Below are 9,401 nucleotides of genomic sequence, written 5' to 3' on the forward strand. Positions count from 1 at the left end.
TAAATATCTAAACTCTACCGGAGGCTTAAATGCTAGCCAGAACCGTTTCAATGTTAAAATGGTGCGCTCTTTTCATTACCGCAGCGCAACTCACGGCTTGTGGAGAGGCTCCGGCGCCTCAAGCCCCTATGCTTCCCAGTGTGATAGTCAATACAGCTAGTACCAAAGAAATTCAGTCTAAGTCCGAGATAGTAGGGCGTACCAGGGCATCTGAAGATGTCACTATCAAGTCTCAAATCCAGGGACAATTACTCAAGCGTGTGTTTATTGAGGGGGATGATGTTAGTGCCGGCGACCTGTTATTTGAGATCGACCCTGCCAATTATATTTCCCAGTTAGCTCAGCAAAAAGCGGTGCTCAAACAGGCATTCGCATCGAGAGATGTGGCGGTGATGAATTGGGAACGTGGTAGAAGACTGCTTCCCGATGGCATGATCAGTGCTCAAGATATGGATGAGTTAACCTCTCGTAAACTCACCACCGCAGCCGGTGTGGTACAAGCCGAAGCCGCCGTGCAAGGGGCAGAATTACAGCTCAGCTATACCAAGGTCTATGCGCCCATTTCAGGCCGCATCAGTAATGCTAAAGTCAGCATCGGAGACATCATCACGCCAAATTCAGAGATGGCGAACCTGGTTCAGTTACAACCTATGTGGGTTAACTTTCAGGTCGCAGAGAAGACACTAATCTCGGCCAAGCAGAATTTCTCCCAGGCCAGCAAACGTGAAGCAGAGATCTCAGATATCGTGATAAGCCTGCGTCTGCCTAATGGCACTATGTTTGATGAGACGGGTTATATCGATTTTATCAGCAATAAGGTCGATGCGGCGACGGGCACCTTACCCATAAGAGCGACCTTCAAGAATGATGCTAAATTAATGCTGCCAGGTCTGTTTGTGACCCTGATAATCGAATCCCCCATCAAAGAGAAAGCCCTACTCATTCCTCAAGCCGCAGTACAGGAAGATCAGCAGGGGCGTTTCGTCATGGTGCTCAATGAACAAGATGAAGTCGAGAAGCGCATCGTCGAGCTTGGTGAACGTTTCGGTATCGACTGGCGTGTGCTTAGCGGTCTCGAAGATGGCGAGCGTATCGTAGTCGATGGCTTACAGAAAATTCGTCCGGGTATCAAGGTTAATGCAGTCGAGCAAGAAATTGTGCCATTTCAAGATACTCAAGCTACACCCAATGCCAGCGATGCTAAGTAGGACTACGTCATGATTAGTGATTTTTTTATTGGCTTGGTCCTAAGTTTGCCTCTGCTATTGGTTAACAGGGGAATGTCATGATTAGTGATTTTTTTATTGGCTTGCTCCCAAGTTTGCCTTTGCTATTGGTTAACAGGGGAATGTCATGATTAGTGATTTTTTTATAAACAGGCCCAAGTTTGCCTTCGTTATTTCGACGGTACTGACCCTTGTTGGCCTGATCTCTATTCCGATCTTGTCGGTATCGGAATTTCCTGAGATAGCCCCGCCGCAGATTAATGTGTCGACCAGTTATTCCGGTGCCAGCGCCAATATTGTCAGAGACACCATAGCTCAGCCGCTGGAAGCGGAAGTGAACGGCGTCGAAGACATGCTCTATATGGAGTCTAAGAGTGCCAACGATGGCAGCTACTCCTTGAGTGTGACATTCGCTGTGGGTACCGATGCCGATATGGCTCAGGTGAAAGTACAAAACCGGGTACAACAGGCCATGCCTAGGCTACCTGCTGAGGTGCAGCGCCAGGGTGTCACGGTAGAGAAACAGAGCCCGAATATCTTGATGGTGGTGAACCTGACATCTCCCCAAGAGACATTCGATTCGCTGTTTATCACCAACTATGCCGGCCTCAATATCACCGACTCTTTAGCGCGTCAAAATGGTGTGTCTAAAGTGCAGGTGATAGGAGCGCTAGACTACGCCATTCGTATCTGGTTGAACCCGGATAAGATGGCCAGTCTCGGGGTGACAGCATCGGACGTCATCGCCTCACTAGAGGAACAAAACATTCAGGTCGCGGCGGGCCGTATCGGCGCAGCCCCTGTGGATCCGGAGCAACAATTTCAGTACACACTACAAACCAAGGGGCGCTTGAAGGATCCCCAAGAGTTTCGTGAAGTGATGATCCGCGCCAACAATGATGGCTCTAAAGTTATCGTCGGCGATATCGCCCGAGTGGAGCTCGGCTCCCAGACCTATGATGCCCAAGGTAAGCTTAATAATAAACCTTCCGCCATCATTGCTGTCTATCAATCGCCAGATGCCAATGCACTAGAGGTCGGTGCGGCGATTAAGGCCGAGATGGATAAATTGTCGAAGCAGTTTCCTAGAGACTTGGAATATGAGGTCCTCTATGACACCACTGAGTTTGTTGAAACGTCGATCAAGGAGGTCGTGCAGACCCTGTTTATCTCCATAGCGCTGGTCGTCTTAGTGGTGTTTATCTTCCTGCAGGATGTACGCTCGACTCTGGTACCTGCCATCGCTATTCCTGTGTCTCTTATCGGTACATTTGCCTTCTTGCTGGTTTTTGGCATGAGCATCAATACGGTATCTCTGTTCGCCCTGATCTTAGCTATCGGTATTGTGGTCGATGATGCGATTGTGGTGGTGGAGAACGTCACTCGCTTGATGGAAGATGAGGGGTTATCACCCAAAGAAGCGACATCTAAGGCGATGAAAGAGGTCACTGGTCCGATCATTGCGACCACATTAGTCTTGCTAGCCGTGTTTGCCCCAACGGCTGTGATGCCTGGGATCACGGGCCAGATGTACGCCCAATTCTCAGTGACCATATGTATCTCGGTGCTGATCTCATCGCTCAACGCGCTGACATTAAGCCCGGCTCTGTGTGCTTCCCTTCTTAGACGGCCCAAGAAGCATACTAAAGGCTTTCATGCCACCTTCAATAAATATTTTGAACGTGTCACCGGCAAGTACATGAAGTTGGTTTCATCCCTGACGCGTAAGCTTTCCCTAGTCTTAGTCGTGTATGTAGGCCTGCTCGCCGTAACAGGAGGCGTAGCTAACATCTTGCCCTCAGGTTTCGTGCCTATGGAAGATAAGAAGGCCTTCATGGTGGATATTCAGCTACCGGATGGTGCGTCACTCAACCGTACCGAGGAGGTGATGAGGGAGCTTGTCGAATTAACATTAGCCGAGCCTGGGGTCGAGAATGTGATCCATGCCAGTGGTTTCAGTATCTTGTCCGGTTCGGTTGCCTCCAATGGTGGCTTGATGATCGTGACACTTTCAAGCTGGGAGGAGCGAGATACCCCAGACATGGTCGAGGCGGCGATCGTTATCAAGTTACAGGCCAAGTATGCGGCCAATCCTTCGGTGAAAGCCATGGCATTCTCACTGCCGCCTATACCCGGTGTGGGTAGTGTCGGTGGCTTCGAGTTTGTGCTGCAAGATACTCAGGGACGCACGCCTCAGGAGCTGGCTTCTGTGATGCGAGCCTTGATCATGAAGGCCAACGAGCAACCTGAAATCGCCATGTCATTCAGTAATTTCCGCGCCGATGTACCGCAGATGTATGTGGATGTAGACCGAGATAAGGCCAAGGCGTTGGGGATCTCCCTCAATGAGATCTTCTCAACCATGCAGACTATGCTGGGTTCCATGTACGTCAACGATTTTAACCGTTACGGCAAGGTATTTAGAGTGATCTTACAGGCCGAGGGAGAGTTCCGTAATTCTGAACAAGACATCTCGCGTTTCTATGTTCGTTCTAACACAGGAGAGATGATCCCTCTGAGTACACTGGTGACAGTGACACCGATATTGGGGCCTGATGTGATGACCTCATATAACATGTTTAGCTCGACCACCATCAATGGTTTCCCTGCAGCAGGTTACAGTTCGGGTGATGCCATTACCGCCATGGAACGTGCGGCTCATGAGACTCTGCCTACGGGTTATACCTATGAGTGGACTGGCCAAACTTACCAAGAGATCAAGGCGGGTAACTTGGCGCCCTTGATTTTTGCCCTGGCGCTGGTATTTACCTACCTGTTCTTGGTGGCTCAATACGAGAGCTGGACCATACCCTTCGCGGTTATCCTGGCCGTGCCAATTGCGGTATTGGGGGCATTTCTAAATATCTGGTTGATGGGCTCAGACTTGAACCTCTATGCGCAGATAGGTCTGGTGCTCTTGATCGGTCTGGCGTGTAAAAACGCCATCTTGATTGTGGAGTTTGCCAAGCAACTGCGTGAAGAGGGCAAGAGCATTCTCGAGGCGGGTGAGACGGCTGCAAAATTGAGATTCCGTGCGGTATTGATGACCGCCTTCTCCTTCTTGCTCGGGGTGTTACCTCTGATTATCGCCACTGGCGCTGGTGCCGGCAGTCGACGCGCCCTAGGGTATTCGGTATTTGGTGGTATGTTGGCGGCCACTATCGTAGGCACCCTGCTAGTTCCTGTCTTCTATGTGATGATGCAAACGATGCGGGAGAAGTTTAAAGCTAAGGCTAAGGCGGAAATAAGCTAAGTCTAAGTGTAAATGGCAACAAGCTAAGCCAACAGGCTCAGGACTCACATCCTGAGCCTTTTTTTGTGTGCGGCTAATAGGGTGATTAATTGCTGGTTTAGAGCTACTTTTAATAGACGCTACTAATGCCGAGGTGATGCAGTGCACATGCAAATGACCTTACAGCTGTTAGTATTTTTTGTGGTGGCGATAATATTAGGTATCTTGTTACGCAGACTATTGAAAAATACGGCAATTCCATACTCTGTGTCCCTATTAATCTTAGGGATCTTGATTGGTTCTGTGCTGGATTACGAAGTTAATAACCCCTTCTTGCACGAACTTAAATCATCCTTTTTGCTTGCCAGTCAGCTAGACGCCAACCTTATCATGTTTATTTTTTTACCGGCTCTGGTATTCGAGTCGGCTTTTTCGTTAGAGGTTCATCTGTTTAAGCGCATGTTCTCCCAAATTGCCCTGTTGGCCATCCCGGGAATGGTGCTGTGCACTGGGATCACCGCCCTGTTGAGCCTAAGTGTGCTACCTTGGAATTGGTCGGTAGGCGCAGCCTTGATGTTTGGCGCAATTGTCAGCGCGACGGACCCAGTTGCCGTGGTGTCCTTGCTAAAAGAGATGTGCTCGCGAGCGCGGCTACAAACCTTGATCGAAGGGGAATCATTACTCAATGATGGTACCGCCATCGTCTTATTTACCTTGTTTTTGGGGCTAGCGACTCAGGCACAGGCCGAGCTGAGTTTCATCCATGTGATAGGCGAGTTTACCCGGGTTGTTAGCCTAGGAGTGCTTATCGGTGCCTTGGTTGCGGCAATTAGCCTGATGTTTATCGGTTCACTATTTAATGACAGTCTAATTGAAATCGCACTGACCCTGGTCTTACCCTATCTGGTGTTTTATCTGGCTGAACATGTGTTTCATGCATCGGGAGTGGTGAGTGTGGTCACTCTGGCACTCATCTATGCAGGACCCGGTCGAACCCGTTTCTCCCCCGAGGTGATGGAGCATCTGCGTCATTTCTGGCACACCTTGTCTTATCTATTTAACACCCTGATTTTCATCTTAGTGGGTCTGGTTATATCGACTCGACTCGGACTCGCCGATCTCGCTAATTGGCAATACTTAGCGATAATTTTTGTCGGAATACTGGTGATCAGGACCATGGTGATCGTCGGATTTATGCCGATATTAGCCAGAATCGGCATAGGCTTGACCAAGGAAAAATCAATCGTCTTGATATGGGGGGGCTTGCGCGGCGCGGTCTCATTAGCATTGGCTTTAATCGTGGCGACCAACGAATCTTTAGATATTCAGTTAAGGGATCAGGTGCTGTTTCTTACCGCGGGTATTGTGGTCCTCACCATAGTAGTCAACGGCTCGAGTATGCGCTTTGTGATGGCGAAGCTTGGGCTCGACAAATTGCCGAAGGCCAAGCAGAAGACCTTTGCTAAGGTACAGCATAAGATCTCCGATGAAATCGCCAAGATAAGAGAGAGCCTTAAACAAGATGAACACTTGCAGGCGGTTAATTGGTCGATGGTCGATCGCAATATTGTCACCGTTGCAACTCCCTATAAGGAGGAAGCAAGCATAGACACTCAGGTGGAGTATCAAAGAAAATTACTGGAATCTGAGCGGCAATTTTACTGGAATCAATTTGCCAAGGGCCTCCTTAGCCAAGATGCGACCCATATACTAATAGGCGCAATAGAGAAGGCGTTAGATGGAACGCCGCAGATCTGGCCCAGACCGTCCATTACCAAGCATTGGCAGATACCTAAATGGGCGAGTCAGTGTACAAACATGCCTATCATAGGACCCTATGCTCGAGCCGCGAGTTATAGGCAACATGTGATCACCTTCGAGAGTGCCAGAGGCTTGTTTGAGGCGAGTGCTTATATTCTCGAACTCGCCCCTAGTTTGTCTTTAGAGGCTGCTCAGTTAGAAAAAGTCTTGCAGCAAGTCAGTCAGGTTAATCAATTTGCCGATAACACCTTGAATGATTTTCGTCAGGACTCGCCTCATCTGGTTGAGCGGGTAGAGTCCTATCTGGCCTTAAGGATATTGCTCAATACCGAACGTAAGAAGATCCAGGACTTGACCCATGAAGGCATGATATCGGAAGTCGATGCACAGAAGCTTATCGAAGCGGTAGAGCTCAAGATGCATGAGAGCAAGAAACTGAATCGGCTAGTCTGAAGCTCAATATTTCTGTGTTTTAGCTCGTAAAAATAAGCAAGGCCCGCCACTTAAAAAGTGAGCGGGCCTTGCAGTTTGCTGATTCTTTGCAGGGAAAAAGCTAACTTTCACCAGCCTATAACAAATGTATACTTCTTGGCTAGGGATAAGTCACAAATTTACCATCCAGAATAATCAAGCCCATGTATTTACAATGAATATGAATGCTTATCATGTGTATCTGGTCTTAAAAAGCCCATTCGGAGATAGGCTAATTACTGACGGCTTAGCAGTCAATTTACTCTCGTATTAGAGCGCATTAGTGAAGAACTGACAGATTTCTGCGTGTGTAGCCTGTTTAGGATTGGTAAAACCACATGCATCTTTCAGAGCGTTCTCAGCCAGTGTTGGGATATCTTCGGCTTTGACACCCAGTTGAGTTAGATTCTCAGGGATCTTAACCGCGGCTGCCAGTGTTTGAATGGCTGCAATTGCTGCTGTCGCACCTTGCTCATCACTCATGGCCGATACATCCACGCCCATGGCCTTGGCCACGTCTTTCAGGCGGGGCGCGGCGACTCGTGCATTGTACTGTTGAACATGGGGGAGTAACAGGGCATTGCAAACCCCGTGTGGTAAATCGTAGAAGCCGCCTAGCTGGTGAGCCATGGCATGGACATAGCTTAAACTGGCGTTATTGAATGCCATTCCAGCCAGGAACTGGGCATAAGCCATCTGGTCACGGGCATCGATATTTTGGCCGTTGTCCACCGCCTCGATCAGGTTAGCCTTTATCAGTTCTATTGCCTTGATGGCACAATCATGTGGCGAGCCACCACCGAGAGAAATGACAAAATCACAATCATTGGTTCTGAGGAGCTTAAGGCCCGCTTCGACATTGCCGCAAGTTGGGTTTGCCTGTACGTCATCGAAGATGCTTATCACTATGCCTGCGGCGGCTAACTTCTCTGGACCTGGCCGACTAAGCCTATCTCTACTAAGGGTTTATCGGTAACAATGAGTGCGCGTTGAAAACCTAAGGTCTTGATATCACCTATGGCATCGTCGACGGCACCTTTGCCTAGTACATTGACAGATGGGATATAAAATTTAGCAGCCATGAAATCACCTTTATGTTCGGAAGTTAAAAATTGTTATCATTTCTGATCACCAAATTACCAATATTGTTGGCTTAAAGGTGTGAGCCAGCTCTAAAACGGCGCGGGTAAGGGCAATCTTTGTGCGAAACTTTGAGCTTGGTTACTAAATCTGTAAATTTATGACCGAGGCGAGAATTATTCCTCTTGGGTCAATTAACTCTAGATATGATGTCGATAAAGGCTGACCGTTTTAACCTTTTCTTGAAGCCAGTGGTGGTCGATTCGCTATATTAATCATGGCTGGCTTGTTGGGTTTTAGTGTTATTTATTTATCTATCTAAATACAATATGTATGACTAAATACTTATATTAAATATAAAACATAGCTATTAAGAGGGGGTTGATATTTTTGTTCTTCTTGCCTCATCTCACCTGATGGATGAAACCTATTTTAGATTTAAATTTTAAATAAATAGTTTTATGTTTGTTGTGTTCTGTATTTTGCTGGGGGTTGTCGATTTTGTTTTATCATTGTCTTTTATATGGGAAAGAGTTTTTAATTATGTGCAGAGTGTAAGTGTATATGATTTTAACTATAAGCTTATAACTTGATTAGATATCAGCTTGAATGTATTAGCTTTGCCTGGTTAAGAATTTAAGCTGATTTGCACTCATCGTGAGTCTTATTCTGGCTCGCTTGTAACTGGTTGAAAGTTAATGGTTATTATTCGGTGCACTTGTCTGGCTAACGGGTTTGATGAAGTTTAAATACATCTGTATACTTAGATTGTTACTGCTTTTATTGACTTGATTATAATAATGATTATAAAAAAGACTTCTTTAAATTAAATTAATTGTTAATATAGTCAACTGTATTGGTTTATTTGGTTGCTTGTACTTGCGCTCGTTGTTTTTAGATTTTAATGTTCTCTTGGTAAATAGTAGTTATTTACTATTTACATATCGTCATTGTGCTACTTTACTTTGTGTTGGTTTTATTTTTATAGAAACTTCTCTGTCATCTGTTTGACATTAATATACCTCACTCTGGTGTTTTCTGTTGCCATGAATGTCATTGAATATATTCATTTCGTATAAGGACGACGAGGATGGGGCTGGAAAAGTTACTGTATCTGCAGGGCGTCGGTGCCGAGTTTATCAATTTCAGTGGCCAGAATATCCGTATCCCTGCACAGGACAGGGAGGGAGTATTGAGGTGTATGCTGGATAAATTAGTCGATACACGAGGTGAGATCGATGCCGGGTATCTGCAACGGCGTATTCATGAACTCGATGCTAAGCCATGGACCTTAGGCTTGCATGGTTTTCAGCATACCTATCTGGATGAACCTGAGGTTAGTTTGTATCTACCCTATGACTATCAAGATGAATTGACGCTGAAAATCTTGAGTGAATCTGGCTGTTTATTCATTCTTCGCGTGCTGCCGGGCGATATGGAGATAGTCGGTGATTATCAGATCGGCAAGACTCAATACTTACACTATCGCTTATCCCTGCTGAAGTTAATTCCAGTCGATTCCGTAGACAATACCAATGGCGTGCCCGTGGACAATCCCAATGGCGTGCCCGTAGACAATACCAATGGCGTGACCGTGGACAATACCAATGGCGTGCCCGTGGACAATCCCA

Annotated in this window: 3 protein-coding genes and 2 pseudogenes; 4 read left to right on the forward strand and 1 reads right to left on the reverse strand. The window is 46.9% G+C overall.

What is annotated here, in order from left to right; all coding sequences use genetic code 11:
* Nucleotides 1-29 precede the first annotated feature (29 nt).
* The 3 genes from HRU42_RS14585 to HRU42_RS14595 all read left to right on the forward strand — a co-directional run bounded on the left by HRU42_RS14585 (nucleotide 30) and on the right by HRU42_RS14595 (nucleotide 6,672).
* Complete coding sequence (locus HRU42_RS14585) at nucleotides 30-1,208, forward strand: efflux RND transporter periplasmic adaptor subunit (RefSeq protein ID WP_295032052.1); 1,179 nt, start codon at nucleotides 30-32, stop codon at nucleotides 1,206-1,208.
* 145 nt (nucleotides 1,209-1,353) lie between these two features.
* The gene (locus tag HRU42_RS14590) at nucleotides 1,354-4,479 is read left to right on the forward strand and encodes an efflux RND transporter permease subunit (RefSeq protein ID WP_295032053.1); all 3,126 of its coding nucleotides are present in this window, start codon (nucleotides 1,354-1,356) and stop codon (nucleotides 4,477-4,479) included.
* Nucleotides 4,480-4,626: 147 nt separating this feature from the next.
* Nucleotides 4,627-6,672, forward strand: coding sequence for a sodium:proton antiporter (locus HRU42_RS14595; protein ID WP_295032054.1), 2,046 nt, complete (start codon nucleotides 4,627-4,629; stop codon nucleotides 6,670-6,672).
* Nucleotides 6,673-6,960: 288 nt separating this feature from the next.
* Here the strand turns inward: HRU42_RS14595 and HRU42_RS14600 are convergent.
* Nucleotides 6,961-7,772: pseudogene (locus tag HRU42_RS14600) on the reverse strand (iron-containing alcohol dehydrogenase).
* A 1,088-nt stretch (nucleotides 7,773-8,860) separates the two neighbouring features.
* Between HRU42_RS14600 and HRU42_RS14605 the strand changes: the two are divergent.
* Nucleotides 8,861-9,401, forward strand: a pseudogene (locus tag HRU42_RS14605) (hypothetical protein); the annotation flags it as partial.

The organism is Shewanella sp., assembly GCF_013214165.1.
Taxonomy (GTDB): domain Bacteria; phylum Pseudomonadota; class Gammaproteobacteria; order Enterobacterales; family Shewanellaceae; genus Shewanella.